At 60.8% G+C, this 16376-nt stretch carries 13 protein-coding genes; 5 read left to right on the top strand and 8 right to left on the bottom strand.

From position 1 onward, the window contains the following. Window positions 1–367: 367 nt before the first annotated feature. The 8 genes from B5F98_RS05350 to B5F98_RS05315 form a co-directional block, all read right to left on the bottom strand. The gene (locus B5F98_RS05350) at window positions 368–3901 is read right to left on the bottom strand and encodes a choice-of-anchor I family protein (protein ID WP_087370151.1); all 3534 of its coding nucleotides are present in this window, start codon (window positions 3899–3901) and stop codon (window positions 368–370) included. 149 nt (window positions 3902–4050) lie between these two features. Beyond that, window positions 4051–6675 carry a DNA mismatch repair protein MutS gene (gene mutS, locus B5F98_RS05345; RefSeq protein ID WP_087370149.1) on the bottom strand — a complete coding sequence of 875 codons (2625 nt, stop codon included), beginning with the start codon at window positions 6673–6675 and terminating at the stop codon, window positions 4051–4053. A gap of 818 nt (window positions 6676–7493) precedes the next feature. Beyond that, window positions 7494–8324, bottom strand: coding sequence for a rod shape-determining protein MreC (mreC, locus tag B5F98_RS05340; RefSeq protein ID WP_087370147.1), 831 nt, complete (start codon window positions 8322–8324; stop codon window positions 7494–7496). Window positions 8325–8338: 14 nt separating this feature from the next. Continuing rightward, window positions 8339–8926: a Maf family protein gene (locus B5F98_RS05335; RefSeq protein ID WP_087370145.1), complete on the bottom strand. Its 588-nt coding sequence runs from the start codon at window positions 8924–8926 to the stop codon at window positions 8339–8341. A gap of 79 nt (window positions 8927–9005) precedes the next feature. After that, window positions 9006–9521 carry a hypothetical protein gene (locus tag B5F98_RS05330; RefSeq protein WP_087370143.1) on the bottom strand — a complete coding sequence of 172 codons (516 nt, stop codon included), beginning with the start codon at window positions 9519–9521 and terminating at the stop codon, window positions 9006–9008. A 2-nt stretch (window positions 9522–9523) separates the two neighbouring features. After that, on the bottom strand, window positions 9524–10552 hold the full coding sequence (locus B5F98_RS05325; protein ID WP_087370141.1) for an AAA family ATPase: 1029 nt from the start codon (window positions 10550–10552) through the stop codon (window positions 9524–9526). A 43-nt stretch (window positions 10553–10595) separates the two neighbouring features. Next, the gene (locus B5F98_RS05320) at window positions 10596–12674 is read right to left on the bottom strand and encodes a U32 family peptidase (RefSeq protein ID WP_087370139.1); all 2079 of its coding nucleotides are present in this window, start codon (window positions 12672–12674) and stop codon (window positions 10596–10598) included. Window positions 12675–12702: 28 nt separating this feature from the next. Further along, entirely contained in the window at window positions 12703–13017 is a 315-nt protein-coding gene (locus tag B5F98_RS05315) for a cell division protein ZapA (protein ID WP_087370138.1), read from the bottom strand. A 426-nt stretch (window positions 13018–13443) separates the two neighbouring features. On the opposite strand from B5F98_RS05315, the gene B5F98_RS05310 reads away from it, so the two are divergent. The 5 genes from B5F98_RS05310 to dtd all read left to right on the top strand — a co-directional run bounded on the left by B5F98_RS05310 (window position 13444) and on the right by dtd (window position 16365). Further along, complete coding sequence (locus tag B5F98_RS05310) at window positions 13444–13926, top strand: sigma-70 family RNA polymerase sigma factor (protein WP_158099789.1); 483 nt, start codon at window positions 13444–13446, stop codon at window positions 13924–13926. 54 nt (window positions 13927–13980) lie between these two features. After that, window positions 13981–14709, top strand: coding sequence for a DUF4367 domain-containing protein (locus B5F98_RS05305; RefSeq protein ID WP_087370135.1), 729 nt, complete (start codon window positions 13981–13983; stop codon window positions 14707–14709). A 9-nt stretch (window positions 14710–14718) separates the two neighbouring features. Beyond that, entirely contained in the window at window positions 14719–15189 is a 471-nt protein-coding gene (locus tag B5F98_RS05300) for a hypothetical protein (RefSeq protein ID WP_087370133.1), read from the top strand. Between the two features lie 38 nt (window positions 15190–15227). Next, entirely contained in the window at window positions 15228–15785 is a 558-nt protein-coding gene (locus tag B5F98_RS05295; RefSeq protein WP_087370131.1) for a hypothetical protein, read from the top strand. A gap of 145 nt (window positions 15786–15930) precedes the next feature. Then, on the top strand, window positions 15931–16365 hold the full coding sequence (dtd, locus tag B5F98_RS05290; protein ID WP_087370129.1) for a D-aminoacyl-tRNA deacylase: 435 nt from the start codon (window positions 15931–15933) through the stop codon (window positions 16363–16365). Window positions 16366–16376: the final 11 nt, after the last annotated feature.

Genomic DNA, 16376 nt, shown 5'->3' with positions numbered 1-16376 from the left:
AGCAAGGGTCACGGGCCGAACCTAGACTCGACGCATTCCCAGCCTCGTACCCCAGGGAGGTCCTTAGGGGGGAACGCCCTAAGCGGGTTTTGGTTTCTTTTGCCCGCTCAAAAGAAACCCCCAGCGGGGAGCGTCCCCACCAGGCTGGCAAGCCTGAACCACGGGCGGTTAGACGACAACCCCTCAGTCTGCTTCGCAGACAGCTCCCCTTACACAGGGGAGCCATTGGGCACAGCAGAAGCTTTGACCCAGCGGAGCGTCCCCGGCTGGGGCGCTGGGTTTGGCCTGAGAAATTGGAGAAAGCTCCCTATAAAGAAAAAAGTACGGCCAGATTTCTCTGACCGTACTTTCTTGTTTTATCAGGGGCTTAGCTGCGCCGACGACGCACCGTCACCACAGCCGCCAGCCCGGCGGCGGACAGAACCAGAACACCCAGCACCAGGCTCAGCTGGGCGGTGTCCCCGGTCTGGGGCACGTCGGTCTCCGGCTTCTGGGTGGCCTCAGGATTGGTGGAGGTCTCCGGGGCGGGGGTGGCGGTCACCTCGGGGGAAGGTGTGACCTCCGGGGAGGGAGTAGGCTGCTCCGTCTCCTGCCCGGTCAGCTCGTACACCGCCACGGTGCCGGACACCTCACAGGCGGCCAGCAGCATGGGCTGCCCCGTGGGGCTCTGCTGGGCGGTGAGGAAGGCCAGGCCCTCGGGGGCCACGTCGCCGCCGGTGACCCACTTGTCCAGCTCTCCGTCCTCGTACACCTCAGAGCCGGGGACGATGGAGCCGAAGTCCCGGGAGTTGACATAGTTGACGTAGGTCACGGCGCTGGGGGCGGTGACGTCGTACACCATCACGCCGCCGGTGCGCTCCAGAGCCACAAAGGCGTAGGTCTTGCCGTCCACCACGCCCACGGTGACGCTCTCCGCCTCAGGGCCCTTCTTGCCGGAGCGGTCGTCCAGGGCGGCGTTGTCGTTGGAGGTGTTGAAGTAGTCGGGGAAGTAGCGGGCGGTGAGGGACTCAAAGTCATCCCCGCTGGTGAACACCTCTTGAATGCCGTTCTCGGTCACGGCGTAGAGGGTGAAGGAGCGGCCGCCGAACAGGTAGTCTTTGGAGGAATCCAGGCCGTCATAGCCCTTGGCGCTCTCGGTTTTGCTCTCCTCGCCGAAGTACACCACTTTGCCGCTGATCTTACCCTCGGCGATGTTGCCAGCGGGGGAGGCGGCGCCCTTCTTGGCCTCGTTTTCGTTGAGGTAGTCCCCCCACTCCCGGCTGTCGCCCTCGTTGGCGCATACCAGGTAGGTGACCCCGTCCACCTCATAGGCGGCGATGCCGTCGGGCATGCGGATGCCCAGCACGTTCTCATAGGTCTGGGGGTTGTAGGCCTCGTCCCCCTTGTCCAGGTCCACGGGGGTGACGGAGTAGTCCTCAAAGCCGCAGGAGTAGATGCCGGTGAAGGTGCGGGTGGTGAGGTCCAGCACGGCGATGGCGTTGGCCTCCTGCAAGGTCACGTAGGCCTTGCCGCCGGACACGGCGATGTACTCCGGCTCCAGGTCGGTGGAGGGGTTGGAGCCCTGCTTCAAGATGATGTGGTTGGCGGTGAGCTGATCCCGCTGGGCATCGAAGGTGTCGAAGGTCACCACCTGGGCGGTGCCGGTGGCCACATCCACCACAGACACCGAGCCCTTGGGGTCGATGGCGTCGGCGGAGTAGCCCATGCGGGGCTCGCCCTCGTCGGCGGAGAGGACGGTGTGGTCATCGGCAAAGGTGACCATGTCCGGCTGCACCCCCACTTCCACCAGCTTGTCCAGGGTCAGAGAGCCGTCGGCGTTGCAGGTAAACAGGGCCACCCGGCCAGCGTCGGCATATCCGGCGGCCTGGAGGGCGGCAGCCAGGGTGGAGCCGTCGGGGGAGACGGCCACCGAGGTCATGTCCCCATAGGCAAAGGTGGGGTCAGTCTCCTCCACCATGGCCTTGATGTCCATGTCGTTGCCGTCCAGCAGGTCCACGGTGTCCTTCTCTTCCAGGGTCTTGAGGGGGATGGCGGTGAGCAGGCCGGACTGGCCGTTGACGGCGTAGGCCCAGCCGGTGGCGGCGTTGTAGGAGATGATCTCCATGACGCCCCCGTCCACGTTGAACTCCCCGGAGGTATACCCTGCAATCTTGGTCATGTCCAGCTGGGCGTCGCCGTTTTCCTCGCCCTGGGTCTGTGCGCCGCCGTCGGTGTTCTTGGTGACGGTGAAGTGGTCGATGGGGGTGGAGTCGGGGGCCTCGCTGTCCCCGCTGAGGTTGTACACGTTCACGGTGATGGTGTTCCCTTCCACGTCAAACAGGGCGTAGCTGGGGCTGTAGTCCTGGTTCCACTCCTGGTTGCCCAGGGGCAGGTTGCCCTCCAGGTAGGCCTGAGAGCCGGTCTCGCCGTTGGCCAGCACCGGGTAGTCCACATTGTTGGCCTTGTCCACGGACTGGAAGGGGGTATAGTACTGCATGTCAGAGGCACAGTTTCCGGTGAGGTAGATGGTGCCGTCGGGGTCATAGAAGGTGTCCAGGGCCTCGGCGTTGCGCTGGCCATCCTTGAGCACATAGCTGCGGGAGTACACGTGGTCGTGGCCGCCCAGGACGAAGTCCACGTCGAAGTCGTCCATCAGGGTCTCGAACCCGGCGTCCACGTAGTTCTCAATGTCCGAGTCGGCGGCGTGCTTGGCCACGGTCTGGGTGGACTTGTGGTGGGTGACGATGAGCCAGTTATACTGGCCGGCGTACTCCTGGGTGGCGCTGGTGAGGGTGCGGCGGAAGTTCTCCACCATGGCCTCGGCCTCGGAGTTGTCACGGGTGGCGCTGGGCACGCTGGCGTTGTCTCCGTTTTCCCCCTCCAGGTCGTCGTTGCCGCCGGGGTAGGCCCCGGTGTTCAGGGTGACAAAGAGCACGTTGTTGTAGAGATAGTAGTAGTTGCCTTTTGTCTCCATCTCCCGGCGCTCGGTGAAGTCGTACTGACCGTCGGCGTTGGGGGTGACACCGTTGCTGTTGCTCTGGTTAGCAATCTCCTCGGCGGTGGCCTGGATGTAGTTGCCGTGGCTCTGGCTGGTGCCGCTGTTCTGGCCCCGGAAGGTGGTCTTCACCTGCTCCAGCAGGGTGTCGGAGCCCAGCAGGCCGTCCTGGGCCACCTCCATCTGGTTGGGCAGGTTGAAGTGGTCGGCGAACATGTAGTGGCGGTCGTGGTTGCCCACGGCGGGGGCGTAGGCGATGGAGGTCATCTCCTCAGGGGCAAAGAAGGCCTCGTACTCGCTGGACTTGCCCCAGCTCTGGTCCTCCACCTGGTCACCGGCGGACACCATCAGGGTGGCCCCGGCCTGGCCCACCACCTCCATCATCTTGGCCCATCCGGTCTGGTTGGAGCCGTCGGCGGAGTTCCAGCCGTCGTCGTTGTGGGACTGGTCCTCTTTGATCTGGGGGTCACTGGTGAAGGCGAAGGTGAAGTTGTCCGCCTGGGGGGTGGTGTAGGTATAGACTTGGGACCAGGTCTGGCCCCCGTCGTTGGAAATGCGGTATTCATAGCTGGTGCCGGGCTCCAGGCCGGACACGGTGGCCTTGCACACCATCTTGCCTGTGTCGGTGTACTTGCTCTCGTCCACCTTGGTGGGGGTGGTGAGCTCGGACACCGTGGCCTCCACCACCCGGCCATCCCCCAGGGCGATCTGGGCCGCGCTGGTGCCGTCGGGAGCGTACCAGTTGAGGTTGATGGATGCAGTGGTTTCGCCGGGCTGAATGGTCAGGCTGTCCACGTCAAAGCCTGCGGTGGAGCCCCACAGGGCGGTGTTGGGGGTCTCCTGGGCGGCCAGGGCCAGGGGGTACATCCCCGTGAGCAGCGCGGCGCTGAGTGCCACGCTGGCCAGCTTTGTGTACCGCTTTTTCATATGTATTGTTTCCTCCTTAATGATTCCAATTCTCGCAGATGGAATTATAAGGGAAGCCTGCAAATGGTGCTATCGGACAAAGGTATGAATCATGTAAAGAGATGGTCAAAAAAGAGGCCATGCAGACGACTCTGCATGGCCTCTCAGCGTTAAGATAACTTTTGTTTCAGTTGATAGAGCAGGTTCAGAGCCTCAATGGGGGTGAGGGTGTCCACAGCGGTGTTCCGCAGGGTGTCCAGCACCTCGCCTCCCGTCAGATCCCCCAGGGTCATCTGTTCCTGGGCGGGGGCGGAGACGGCACCCACCGGGGCCACCGCCCCCTGGCTCTCCAGCTGGGCCAGAATTTCCCGGGCCCGGGCAATGACGGGATTGGGCACCCCCGCCAGCTTGGCCACCTCGATGCCATAGCTCTGGTCGGCCCCGCCGGGGATAATTTTGCGCAGGAAGACAATGTCGTCCTTCCGCTTTTTCACCGCAATGTGGAAGTTGTGGACCCCCTCCAGCTCCTGCTCCACGGCGGTGAGCTCGTGGTAGTGGGTGGCAAACAGGGTCTTGGCTCCCAGCTTTTTGGCCTCGGCACAGTATTCCAGCACCGAGCGGGCAATGGACATGCCGTCATAGGTGGAGGTGCCCCGGCCGATCTCGTCCAGAATCAGCAGGGAGTGGCGGGTGGCGTTTTGGAGCAGCTGGGCCACCTCGCTCATCTCCACCATGAAGGTGGACTGTCCGGCGGCCAGGTCATCGGAGGCCCCGATGCGGGTGAACACCCGGTCCACCACCCCGATGTGGGCGGAGCGGGCGGGGACATAGCAGCCCATCTGGGCCATGAGCACAATGAGGGCCACCTGGCGCATGTAGGTGGATTTACCTGCCATGTTGGGGCCGGTGATGATGGACAGACGGTGCTCGTTTTCGTCCATGTGGGTGTCGTTGGGCACGAAAAGGGTGTCTTTCAGGGTGTGCTCCACCACCGGGTGGCGGCCCTCCTGAATGTCGATGACCCCGCTCTCGTCCACCACCGGGCGGCAGTAGTTGCGCTCCACCGCCACCGTGGCAAAGGAGAGGAGCACGTCCAGCTGGGCCACGCTGCCTGCGGCCCGCTGCACCTCCCGCACCCGGGCGGACACCGTGTCCCGCAGCTGGCAGAACAGCTGGTACTCCAGGGCGGTGATGCGGGTCTGGGCGGAGAGAATTTCGTGCTCCAGGTCCTTGAGCTCGGGGGTGATGAACCGCTCACAGTTGACCAGGGTCTGCTTGCGGATGTAGTCCTCGGGCACCAGGTCGTAGTTGGACTTGGACACCTCGATGTAGTAGCCGAACACCTTATTATACCGGACCTTCAGGCTCTTGATGCCGGTGCGCTCCTTCTCCCGGCTCTCCAGAGCAATCACCATATCCGCCCCGTTGGTGAGGATGTCCCGCAGGTGGTCCACCTGCTCGTCGTAGCCGGGGCGGATGAAGTCGCCCTCTCGGATGGTGAAGGGGAGGCGGTGGTCGTCGTCCTCGTCCCGGATGGCCCCATCAATGGCCTGTTGCAGGTCCTCCAGGCCCAGCATGCCGTCCTTGATGCCCTCCATGGCCCGGCCGGTGAGGGCTTCCAGCTGGGCGGCCAGGGCGGGGAGCATCCCAAGGCCCTGGGCCAGGGCCTTCATATCCCGGGCGTTGGCAGAGCCGTAGCCCACCTTGCCGATGAGTCGTTCCAGGTCGGGCACCTGGCGCAGGGCGTGGCTCAGCTCTTCCCGGGCCACCAGATTGTCCACCAGGGCGGCCACCCCGTCCTGACGGCGGGTGATGGCCAGGGGGGAGCGCAAGGGGCGCTCCAGCCAGGCGCGAATCATCCGGTGGCCCATGGGGGTGCGGGTGCGGTCCAGCACCCAGAGGAGGGAGCCCTTCTTGTCCTTGCTGCGCATGGTCTCGGTGAGCTCCAGGTTGCGCCGGGCGGTGAGGTCCAGCTCCATGTACAGCCGCTGGTCGGGCTGCTCCACCACCAGGGGGCCCAGGTGGGTGAGGTCGGTCTTCTGGGTCTGGGTCAGGTACCCGGCCAGAGCCCCCGCCGCCTGGTAACAGGCCAGGTCGTGCTCCGGCAGCGGAGCCCCCGTCTCCCACAGCCCGCACACCTCCAGGGCGGACCCGGCAGCCTGGGGGTCAAACTGCTCTTCGGTTCCCGTCTGGCACAGGCAGTCCAGCCGCTGGCGCAAGAATTCCACCAGTTCCCGCTGGGCGGCGGCCTGGGGGGAGAGAATGGCCTCGCTGGGGGGACAGGCGGAGAGCTGGTTGCACAGGTGGGGCAGCCAGTCGGTGCCGGAGAAGGGGGTGGTGTGGAACTGTCCGGTGGACACGTCGCACACCGCCATACCTGCCCGGTCCCCGTCCAGGTACACGCAGCAGATGTAGTTGTTGTTGTTCTCGTCCAGCATCACGTCGTCCATGGCGGTGCCGGGGGTGACGATGCGCACGATGTCCCGCTCCACCAGGCCCTTGGCGGTGGCGGGGTCCTCCATCTGCTCGCAGATGGCCACCTTATAGCCCCGCTTGATGAGTCGGGCGATGTAGTTCTGGGCGGAGTGGTAGGGTACCCCGCACATGGGGGTGCGCTCCTCCTCCGGCTTGTTGCGGTCCCGGGTGGTGAGGGTGAGGCCCAGCTCCTGGGCGCCGATCTTGGCGTCGTCCTGGAACATCTCGTAAAAGTCCCCCAACCGGAAGAAAAGCAGGCAATCGGGATTGTCCTGCTTCATTTTGATATATTGTTTCATCATGGGGGTGAGTTCCGCCATGGAGTGCACGACCTTTCTATTTGTTGTTGCTGGGCAATCGGCCAGGTATCTTGATACGTTCCCAGTCTCAGGCTTGCCAGCCTGGTGGGGACGCTCCCCGCTGGGGGTTCCTTTCTGCTGCCAGAAAGGAACCAAAGACCACCAAAGGCGGGGCCTTCCCCCGCCTTGTGGAATCCACCCCGCGGTACTGGGTGGCGTGTGCGTCCTTCTCGGTTCGGCCCTTGGCTGGGTGGGGTCACATAGATGGCATGGAAATTCTATTGTAAGTCTCAGCTTCTACGACAAATAAAACTTCTACCTCCAGGGCCTTACCCTGGTGTGCAACGGTTCCTAGTTGCCGGAAGCCTGGCTCCCGGCGGCGGGAACGCTGCTTTTCCAGGGTAGGCCCGGGTATGGAAACCGCCCAGCTGTAGGGCCAGCTACCCAGGGTGGCCTGGTGTGGTGGCAGGAACAGGAGCCACAGCAAGGGGGACGGGCCGAATCTAGACTTGACGCAGGTCCAGCCTCGTACCCAAAGGGAGGTCCTTAGGGGGGAACGCCCTAAGCGGGTTTTGGTAGGAACGTCCGATTCCCTAAGCGAGAGAGAATTGTGAGACATTTTGCGTCAGAAAGAGACGCAGCTTCGCAGAAATACTTGGTGTATTTCCAGAAGATGCAACGAATTTATGGCGTAAAAGGGCCACAAGACTCCGATGCTGTAGGGAATCGGAGGTTCCTTATTTTGGCCACTCAAAATGGACCCCAGCGGAGCGTCCCTGCCGGGGGCGCAAATTTGCGTCTGAGAAATATGAGAAGAGGAAAGCCCCTAGAGGGGAGACTTACCCCTCGAAATTGGTGATTACATATACATATCGAATGTTTTCCACATCCGCACTGGGGTTAAGCAGCGCCGAACGGCTGATGCCGTCGGCCTCCGTCTCGATGCTCTCCACCTGGCCCACCAGCAGGCCGCCGGGGTACTTGCCCCCCAGCCCCGAGGTGGTCACCTGGTCGCCAGAGATCAGCTGGGCGTCCTGGGGGATATAGGTCATGCGCAGCTTGCCTTCGCCCATGAGAGTAAAATCCCCCTGGGCCATGGCGCTGTCGTCGGTGCGGGCCACCCGCACCCCCAGCTCCATGCCGGGGTCCAGCAGGGTGTCCACCAGGGCCCAGTTGGTGCCCACTTCCTTCACCACGCCCACCAGATTGCCGTATTGGTCGATGACGCAGTCACCCGCCTCCACCTCCTGGCCGCTGCCCACGCTGATGGTGATCTGGTTGGCCCAGTTGGTGGTGGAACGCTGGATGACGGTGGCGGAGGCGTAGGTCCAATCCGGGTGCTCCTGGGCCACTCCCAGCAGGGATTGCAGCCGCTCATTTTCCCGCAGGGCGTCCTGCCCCTCTCGCACCTGCTCCTCCAGCTCGGCCAGCTGCTCCTTCAGCGTCTCATTTTCCTCCAGCAGCTGGTCATACCCGGTGAGGCGGTCGTGCTGCCCCTGGAACCAGTTGGAGATGCCGGAGGTCAGCGACCCCACCGGGCGAGTGATGACCTGGAGGGCGTTGGTGATGGGGTTGGCCCCGGTGATGGCGGAGAGAATGGCCAGCAGGGCGGCCAGCAGCACCGCCGCCACCACCAAAAGCCCTCCGTTGTTCCGGAAAAATCCCTTCATAGTATCTCCTGTCCTCAGTGGTCGGCCATCTGGAACAGGTCCAGACCGAAGCCCGCCAGAATCCGGCTCAGCCGGAAGATGGGCAGGCCCACCACGTTGAAATAGTCTCCTTCAATGCCGGACACCAGCATGGCGCCCAGGCCCTGGATGCCGTAGGCCCCAGCCTTGTCCATGGGCTCGCCGGTGGCGATGTAGTGGGAAATCTCCTCCGGCTCCAGTTCCCGGAAGGTGACGGTGGTGCACTCGTGCTGGGTCACCACCTGGTCCCCCTGGATGACGGTGAGTCCGGTGTAGACGTAGTGGCGGTTGCCGCTGAGGGCGGTGAGCATGGCAAAGGCATCCCGCTGGTCGGCGGGCTTGCCCAGCACCGCCCCCTCCAGAGCCACCACCGTGTCGGCGGCAATGATGAGGTCGTCGGGGTCAGCGTGCCCGGCCACCGCCAGGGCTTTGCGCCGGGACAGCTCCTCCACCACCTGGGCGGGGGGCATGTGCTCCTCCACCGTCTCGTCCACCTCCGGGGAGGTGATTTTAAAGCCCCGTAGCCCCATCTGGCCCAGCAGCTCTTTCCGCCGGGGGGACTGGGATGCCAAGATGATATCCATGTTGAATGGTTCCTCCTTGTTGTGCGTGAATTCCTATGTAGCTGCGTAATAGAACGTCAGTTTATCTTGTACGATGATATTAAACCACCAGATGAATGTCCCGGGCCGTGGCTTCATTGATAACAAAAATTCTGGAGCACTTCCAGATTCCTGTTTCTGGCTTTAATACACGATTCAACTTCTCCGACAATGGTATCAGCCATTGAGGCTGGGCATTTTTTACCACAAGAACCAGTTTTAGCTCTTTTCCCGACAAATCTGTCTCAAGAAGAGACGGTGGTACGCCGGTACAATCGTGACGTTTCAACAAAATATTGGCATAAAGAGCTAGGGAATGCCGCATCTTATTTGTGATATCTGCAATGTATTCATGGTACTTTTCAACTTTTTCTATGGAGGTATCTGCAGAAATTTGGTTGGGACAAGACTTTTTCGCCTCTATAAAATACAATGCATTCTCTTTGAATAAGATAAATTCGCAACTCTTTACACCATTGGAGCGGAGCTTGTCTTGGTATTGGGGGCTCTTTTCCAAATGAAATACTGCGTCGTCTGGATAATTGCCAAATTGCATCTCCGATTCTTCGATCATCATAGTCAAAGCCCCTCCCGAATTTCCTGCTCATAGAGGCGGATGGCGGCGTCTATGATGGAGTTATTGGGCATTCCATCATACAAATCGTGCACCTCAGGCGGGGCCGCCTTATGCAGGGAAATACAGGTGACCAGACCGGGTGTGTTCATGGCGATGAGTGCAAGCTTCTTGATGACAAAATAAGAGTGGCTAGAGATAAAAAACTGCATGTCCATGTTGGTTGCGATGTTATTTATCATGTCTAGAAACTGACAAACCGCAGAGGGATGAAGGGCAGATTCGATTTCATCGATAAATATAATGGACTGTTTGTCCACATATCCGTTGGCCAACAGGCGGTCCATGATGGAAATCTTTTTTACGCCTTCCGAAGTTGCTCCAATCGAAAATTTCTGGTTCCGATTGTTTTTAAAGAACCATTTCCCACTGGTTTCATCAAATTCAATTCGCCCATCGATGACATCTTTCACCAATTTGCGAGAATCTGCAAACGTAGTGTAATTTCTCCCTCGTTTTGGAGATAGACGGACTGCCTTGACCAAATCATAGTAGGTGTCATCAAATCCAAAGGATTTGTCCACCTCTCGGGACTTTAGAATGACTGAATACAGGGATAGGACTTCCTTTGCCGGGATAAAAATGGAGTTGGTGTCTCGTCTCTGAGTGGGAGTAATCACTTTTCCGATTTTGCTGGTGGCACTTTGTGAAAACTGGTAGCCAATTTTATCGGTTCCAATGGAGGCACGGAACGTCAAATTCTCGGGGGAAGATCTAGTGACCATATCCCCCAACTTTTCCACTTGAAAGGTCCATCTCAGTTTTTCGGCCAACACATCACTGATGGTTCGGATGTCATCACCTCTCCGGTACTCTTCCATGGCCCGAGTTGCGGAGTACAGAGCCTTCAAGAAAAAGGTTTTCCCTGTCCCGTTTTCACCAATGACCAGGTTGATATTTGAAAAATTGTCACAGGAAAAGGATGGAATCATACCGAAGTTTTCCAAAATGACTTGATTGATTTTGCTGTTCATAGTATCTTCACCCCGTTTCAATCATTCCCCTTATTGCTTCCTATCACTCCACGTCCCGATAGTAAAGCCCCCGGGTATAGCCAGTAGGGGCAGCGTCCCCCACGCCCTGATAACGCCGCACCATGTCCACCACGGTGTGGGCGTCCTCGGTGGTAAACAGCAGTTGCAGCCCGGACACCCCGGCCCGGAGATAGTCCCCGGACTTGTCCGCCAAAAAGAGGGTGTCGGCGTTGAAAATCTCGTTGCGGCAGCCCCAGGCCTTGAGGACCGGGAAGCCCACCCCTCGGCGGTCGGTGAGGGTGTTGCCGTTGCCGCAGCAGCACTGGCCCGCCCCTGCCTTCATGGCGCAGTTCTCGGTAATCATCAGGGGCAGGCGGCCATAGGCCAGCAGTTCCACGGGCAGAGTCTTGGACAGGTCCCGAATCTGGGCCAGCTTCAACTCAAAGGATGCGGTGAGAGAGGCAAGGCCCAGACAGCGGTATTCCTCCACCCCGTGGCTGTTGAACACCTGGAGGCCGTAGTCTCCGTGTAGGGTAAAGCCCAAATCCCGGGCCACGTCCAGCAGTCCCAGGTTGCCCACCAGGGCATGGGAAATACCCAGCTCTTTGCACACGGTGAGCTGCTGGTTTAGGGTGTCCAGCTCTCCGTCCCAGCAGATGCGGGGGAGCACCACCGCGGCCTGGATGCCGTGGGCGAGGATGTCCGCCACCACCTGGGGATGGCGGGCGGCCTCGTCTACAGGCAGGGCAATGCGGGCGGGCTGGGCCTCCAGCAATTCCTGTGAGCACTGCTGGGCGCTGTGGAGGGTGACATAGAGGGCGGGAACCTGGGTGGAATTTGCCACCTTGGGCAATGGCTCATAGGGGAAGTGCCGCCGCTGGGGCAGCGCCGTCCGCTGGGTGGAGAGCTGCTCCACCGCGTCCCGGCGCAGGGCGTTGAGGGCGGAGCGAGGCAGGGACAGACCTGCTTCCACCTCCACCTGGTACCCCTCAACCCGGTAGGGGGTACCTCCGGTCTTGGACAGCTGGGCCGCCACATCCTCTGCCTCCAGGGCACGGGTGCGGGCGGCCTCCGGGGCGGGCCCGGTGACGGTGACGGTGTGGCCGTCTTGGTCGGTGAGAGTGAGGGAGGCGGGGGCGTCCGCCTGGATGGAGGCATTCAGGGTCACGGGGACCAGCTGGGTGGGCTTATCATACCCCGCCCGGGCGGCGGCAAACAACTCCTTGGGTTCCGGCTGCTGCTCCCGCACGCCGAACATGTGGGCGCCCTTGTCCCCCATAAAGTACCCGTCGGTGAAGCCCTGGCGGGAGAAGGCGGCGGTGAGCTGGGCCACCTCTTCCGCAGTGGGCTCCCGGCCCTCCCGCAGGGCGTCGGCGTACACCTTGGTGACCACCCACACGTACTCTGGCCGCTTCATCCGGCCCTCGATTTTGGCGCAGGCCACCCCCATGTCCTGGAGCTGGTTTAGGTGTCCGGCCAGGGACATGTCCTTGAGGGACAGGGGGTAGTGGTCGGCTTTACCCTTCCAGCCGTAGCTCAGGCGGCAGGGCTGGGCGCACAGGCCACGGTTGCCGCTGCGGCCACCCAGCACCGAGGAGAAGAAGCACTGTCCCGAATAGCACATGCACAGCGCGCCGTGGACAAAGGTCTCAATCTCAATGGGGGAGTGGGCGCAGATGTAGGAGATCTCCTTGGCGGACAGCTCCCGGGACAGCACCGCCCGGGTGAGCCCCAAATCCGCACAGCGTTTCACGCCATCCAGGTTGTGAATGGTCATCTGGGTGGAGGCGTGGAGGTGCACGTCGGGGGCCACCTGACCCACCACCTGCAAAAGGCCCATGTCCTGGACCAGAATGGCGTCCACGCCCAGACTCGAGGCCTCCACCGCCACCTGGGCGGCCTGGGCCACTTCCCGGTCCGAGGCCAGGGTGTTGAGGGTGAGGTACACCTTCACCCCGTAGAGGTGGCACAGATGGATGGCCTCCTCCAGCTCCTCCCGGTTGAAGTTCCGGGCGTTGCGGCGGGCGTTGAAGGGGCCGTAGCCCAGATACACGGCATCCGCCCCGGCGTAGACCGCCGCACGGACGGCCTCGGGACTGCCGGCAGGGGATAATATCTCCATAGTATTCCTCCGTATTAGGGGCTTTCCCTTACTTCTTGACGTTCTTATCCTGGCGGGGATGCTTGGCCTGGTGCAGCTCCAGCTTCAGCTGGGCGTTCTCCTCCAGCAGGTCCTTGATCTGCTGGCGCAGGTTGGCGCTGGACACCTTGTCCTTGGCATACTGGTCGGCGATGTTCAGGCAGGTGAGCAGGGCGCAGTCCAGCTGGCTGATTTCCGTGCCCTCCTGGGTCTGGCGCATCTGCTCATTGACGAAGTCCGCCACGCGGCGTACGTAGTCCTCTCCCTCTTCCGCCAAAAGCGTATAGTTGTGTCCGGCTACGGTGACAGTGACACGATTTTGCATGGAAATTCCTCCTCGATTTTATCATTTCCAAGTACACAGCAGAATGCCTGCTGACATTTTTACAGCATAGCTACGATACCATGACAGCGAAGCTGGAATGGTATCATGCCATGTCTTTTCGGTTGCCCCGTTAGGGGCGAGAAAAACGGCAATAGGAATCTTGGTATAATAACCGTTTTGCGGTTATTATACCACAACGGTGGAAAAAAAGGAATGAAAAAACTCCCAGATGTCCAGAGTTTTTCCCCCGGATTCCGGTGAAATAGAAAAGCACACCGTCTGATGATGCCCTGGCATTGCCCAGGCAGCCACGGGCCGGGCAAGCCACGGCCCCTACCACCCCAGCCGCAACCGGTGCACTCCCTCTTGCGGCGGGGGGCGGTTTGGGGTATGGTAGCATCAAGAAGAGAAAAAAGGGGGGAGACCATGGGCCGAGAGGAACTTCTGGAGCAGCTGTACCGGAGCATGTATGCCCCCCTGCTGCGCTACGCCCAATATGCCCTGGAGGGGGACGCCCTGCTGGCGGAGGAGGCGGTGCAGGAGGCCTTTGCCACCGCCTGGCGCAGAATCGATGTGCTCATGGCCAGCCCCAACCCCCAGGGCTGGATGATGGAGACCTTGAAACACGTCATCCAGGCCACCCGCAGGAGCCGGGATAGGGCAAGGTGGGCGGCCCAGGCGGCGGAGGACGCCGGAGAGGTGGCGGCCACTGACGAGGAGAATTTGGACACCATCTACGGGGATTTGGTGGGCCAGGCGGCCTATGAGCTGATGAAAGAGTACGCCTTGGAGCACCAGAGTGTGGACGAGCTGGCCCGGGCCAGAGGGCTTTCCCGGGAAGCCTGCAAAAAGCAGTTGCAGCGGGCCAGAAAAAAGCTGAAAAAATATTTTGAACAACAGCAGGAATAGATGTCCCCCAAACAAGGAAATTTGACATATACCAAGTGAAAGGAGGAGCCAGGTATGCGAAAGTCCCGGGACGAGCTGGCCCGGATGGGCAGCGAAGAACTCAAAGAAATTCTGCGCCTGGATTCCCAAGGGGTGGAGGAATACCCCACCGAGGATATTTTGTACATGCTGGACCTGTTGGGCCAGAGAGAAGAGGAGAAGGGTGAGGTCCATGTGGATGTAGATGCAGCCTGGAGCCGTTTCCAGCGGGACTATCTCCACACCGAGAAGGAGACCCAAGCCCCGGGACACACCCCAAAGGTGCGGCGGTGGCAGCGGCTGCCCCGAGGCCTGGGGGCCACCGCTGCGGCGCTGGTTTTGGCGTTTGTGGGGATGCTCACCGCCCGGGCCGCCGGATGGGTGGGGGACGATCCCTTACAGGGCGTTCTGGACACCTACGGCGTCACCCAGGTGAAAGCCCCCACCTGGCTGCCCCGGGGGTGCCAGAGCCAGACCACGGAGCGGATTTATACCCTGGATCAGGTGTACTATCAGCTGAATACCACCTATGAATACCAGGGAAACACCATGGTTTTGGAGATTTCCAATGCAGATATCTCCCAAGCGGCCCTGGAAACCGTGGAAGGAACCGTGGAGCGCACCGAGATGTACGGACAGACCGTGTACATCCTGGAACATTCGGATGGTGTGACCGTGACGTGGCACAGCGGGCAGGTGGCCTGCTGCCTGGAAGGCCCCGAACAGGAGGTTTTAGTGCGAGTGGCGGAATCCATGTTGGCGTAAGGTGGCCACATGGAAGAGAAGGGACGTGAGACCATGAAAAAGAGAATGGCTGCCATCAAACAGGTACTGATGAAGGAGGTCCCCGTCTGTCGCCTGGCCTTTTGGGGACTTGTGGTGGCGTTTTGTGTCTCCTGCTGCATCAATCTGGTCCAGCTGGACCGGTGGAATGCCAGCCGGGAGCTGAGCTTGGCGGGCTCTTATTCCACCAATGCCTATTGGCGTTCGTATATTGTGTTTGACAAAAATGGGAATTACTGCAAATACAACCAGAAGGAGGGCCTGCTGGAGGAGGGCACCTATGAGGCGTCCGGGGGGAATCAGTACCATTTGGAGGGAAATGCAGGGGAAAGCGGAGACATTCTCCTGGTGAAAGATGGGGTATATTACACCGACCAGGACGGTTCTCTCACCTATGCCTCCAAATTTTCCGATATTCCTACCTTTGTGGGCAATTGGACCCTGGAGTGGGAAGGCTGGTAAGAACGGACTAGGACACATGATTGTGGAGGTGAAGGAGTATGAAGAGCGAGAACAAGCCTATGCGTGGATATGTGGCAGTCCTTGTGGTCTTTGTAGTGGTGGTGGTGGGCATCTTCGGCTACCGTGGCTACATCCACTACCGGGAGACCCACCCCGTTTGGCCCAGTGGTGAGCTGGGCGACCTCTGGGAGGAACTGGGGGAGACCCTGCCCCGGGACGCCACCATGGAGCAGCTGGAGGAGCGGGGGTATCGGGACGTCACCCAAATTCAGCCGGAGGAGCTCCAGGAGGTTTCGGAGTTTCTGGACTCCACAAAAGAGACGGGAAAACGGCTTCTCATTCTGTCCAAGGACACCGAGGAGGAGGGTCCGGTGCTTCTGGTGTTGCAGCGCAGCCTCAGAGAGAACCTGGTGGCCCTAGACACCTATGTGGTGCAGGACCAAGGTGTACTCAACCCGGGCACGAAATACGAGATGAAGAGTGAGACGGTGGAGGAGGACGGCGTGACCCAGGTGTGGCTGCGCTGGCATCGTGTCTGGTCTGACGAGCCGGAACAAGAGGACTACCTGCTCTACAGCTACCGCTCTGCCCAATGAGATCGTGAATTCCAAACGGGGTTGCTGCATCTTCGGGATGCGGCAGCCCCGTTTGCCTGCATCTCCCACCCGGTCAGAGCATAGCATTTCTCTGGAACCTGTGGTATACTGGGGAAAATCATAGACCCACAAGGAGGAAACCCACATGAAAGCAGTGGTGACCAGAGTGAAAAACGCCCGGGTGGAAATCGACGGGGCGGTAAACGGAGCCATTGACCAGGGGCTGTTGGTGCTGTTGGGCGTCGGCCCCGACGACACCCCGGCCACGGCGGACAAAATGGCGGATAAAGTGTGCGGCCTGCGGATTTTCGAGGACGAGGCCGGGAAAATGAACCGGAATTTGGAGACGGTGGGGGGCTCGCTGCTGGTGGTCAGCCAGTTCACCCTCTACGCCGACACCTCCTCCCGCCGCCCCGGCTTCTCCGGGGCCGCCAAGCCGGACCTGGCCATCCCCCTCTATGAGCGGTTTATGGACCAGTGCCGGGAGCGGGGCTTCACCGTGGAGCACGGGGAATTTGGGGCGGACATGCAGGTGTTCTCCCAAAATGACGGCCCGGTCACCATCCTGCTGGAGCTGTAAGGAGGGGAGCG

Origin of the sequence: Pseudoflavonifractor sp. An44, from assembly GCF_002161675.1 — a bacterium.
GTDB lineage: Bacteria > Bacillota > Clostridia > Oscillospirales > Oscillospiraceae > Enterenecus > Enterenecus faecium.
This window is presented reverse-complemented; position numbering and strand designations above follow the sequence as displayed.

Excerpts from the sequence above, each read along its gene's own strand:
- B5F98_RS05350 (WP_087370151.1), bottom strand. The coding sequence starts at position 3,901 with ATGAAAAAGCGGTACACAAAGCTGGCCAGCGTGGCACTCAGCGCCGCG.
- mutS (WP_087370149.1), bottom strand. The coding sequence starts at position 6,675 with ATGGCGGAACTCACCCCCATGATGAAACAATATATCAAAATGAAGCAG.
- mreC (WP_087370147.1), bottom strand. The coding sequence starts at position 8,324 with ATGAAGGGATTTTTCCGGAACAACGGAGGGCTTTTGGTGGTGGCGGCG.
- B5F98_RS05335 (WP_087370145.1), bottom strand. The coding sequence starts at position 8,926 with ATGGATATCATCTTGGCATCCCAGTCCCCCCGGCGGAAAGAGCTGCTG.
- B5F98_RS05330 (WP_087370143.1), bottom strand. The coding sequence starts at position 9,521 with ATGATGATCGAAGAATCGGAGATGCAATTTGGCAATTATCCAGACGAC.
- B5F98_RS05325 (WP_087370141.1), bottom strand. The coding sequence starts at position 10,552 with ATGAACAGCAAAATCAATCAAGTCATTTTGGAAAACTTCGGTATGATT.
- B5F98_RS05320 (WP_087370139.1), bottom strand. The coding sequence starts at position 12,674 with ATGGAGATATTATCCCCTGCCGGCAGTCCCGAGGCCGTCCGTGCGGCG.
- B5F98_RS05315 (WP_087370138.1), bottom strand. The coding sequence starts at position 13,017 with ATGCAAAATCGTGTCACTGTCACCGTAGCCGGACACAACTATACGCTT.
- B5F98_RS05310 (WP_158099789.1), top strand. The coding sequence starts at position 13,444 with ATGGGCCGAGAGGAACTTCTGGAGCAGCTGTACCGGAGCATGTATGCC.
- B5F98_RS05305 (WP_087370135.1), top strand. The coding sequence starts at position 13,981 with ATGCGAAAGTCCCGGGACGAGCTGGCCCGGATGGGCAGCGAAGAACTC.
- B5F98_RS05300 (WP_087370133.1), top strand. The coding sequence starts at position 14,719 with ATGGAAGAGAAGGGACGTGAGACCATGAAAAAGAGAATGGCTGCCATC.
- B5F98_RS05295 (WP_087370131.1), top strand. The coding sequence starts at position 15,228 with ATGAAGAGCGAGAACAAGCCTATGCGTGGATATGTGGCAGTCCTTGTG.
- dtd (WP_087370129.1), top strand. The coding sequence starts at position 15,931 with ATGAAAGCAGTGGTGACCAGAGTGAAAAACGCCCGGGTGGAAATCGAC.